This is a genomic window from Pararhizobium sp. PWRC1-1, assembly GCF_049897905.1.
Classification (GTDB): domain Bacteria; phylum Pseudomonadota; class Alphaproteobacteria; order Rhizobiales; family Rhizobiaceae; genus Pararhizobium.
In genome coordinates, this window is sequence record NZ_JAFCXE010000072.1 from 1 (window position 1) to 919 (window position 919).

The window sequence follows — 919 nt, forward strand, 5'->3', positions numbered from 1 at the left end:
AAGGTCTTGCCGACCGGGATGTGCGGCTGCGACAGGCCGCCGACCCCATCCATGCCGGACGGTAGGATCATGCCGTGCCAGTGGATGGTCGTATGTTCCGGCAGCTTGTTGGTGACGAAGATGCGAACACGGTCGCCCTCGACCGCCTCGATGGTCGGACCCGGGGACTGGCCGTTGTAGCCCCAGAGATGGGCTGTCATGCCCTCGGCCATCTCGCGCTCGACGGGCTCCGCGACAAGGTGGAATTCCTTGACACCGTTGTTCATCCGATGCGGTAGCGTCCAGCCGTTCAGGGTCACGACGGGGGTGTAATCCGGCCCTGATGAGGGACGGACGGGCGTCTGCGTTTCTGCGGTTTCCATCACTGCAGCCTCAGGCAGACCCATATTGGAGGTCTTCGCCCAGGCGGCAGTCGAAACGAGGGCCGCGCCTGCGCCGAGCATCTGTCTTCTGTTGAACATGTCTTTGTCCTTTCTCAGTGACCGCCGCCGCCGCTTTCGGCAGCCGCTGCGACTTCAGTTTCACCACCCGCAGAACCCGCGCCGCCGCCGTAGATGGCAGGCGCGAGATTGGCTTCGGCCAACCAGAAATCGCGTTTTGCATTGACTGCCAGGAGGATCGAGTTGACCTTCTCCCGGCTGTCGGCAAGCAGTTCAAACGTGTTGGTGATCATGCCGTTGTAGGTAAGGAGGGATTCTTCCTCGATCTTGGTCCGCAACGGTACGACGCTATTGCGGTAGTGTCGGGCGATATCGTAGTTCGAGCGATAGGCCTGGTATGCGGAACGAGCTTCCGAGCGGACGTTCACCGCTTTTTCTGCGAGCAGGTTGGCAGCCCGCATGTAGGCCAGTTCCGATTTCCGCATCCGGGCCTTGCCGCTGTCGAAGATCGGGATCACGAATTCCAGCTCCACATTGCC

General features: G+C 61.3%; 2 protein-coding genes. Both read right to left on the reverse strand.

Annotated features, from left to right (window positions below; genetic code table 11):
• On the reverse strand, positions 1-461 hold a 461-nt coding region (locus ACP7E0_RS34940), incomplete at its 3' end, for a multicopper oxidase domain-containing protein (RefSeq protein ID WP_426131945.1).
• A 14-nt stretch (positions 462-475) separates the two neighbouring features.
• Positions 476-919: TolC family protein (locus ACP7E0_RS34945; RefSeq protein WP_426131946.1), on the reverse strand; the 444-nt coding region annotated here is incomplete at its 5' end.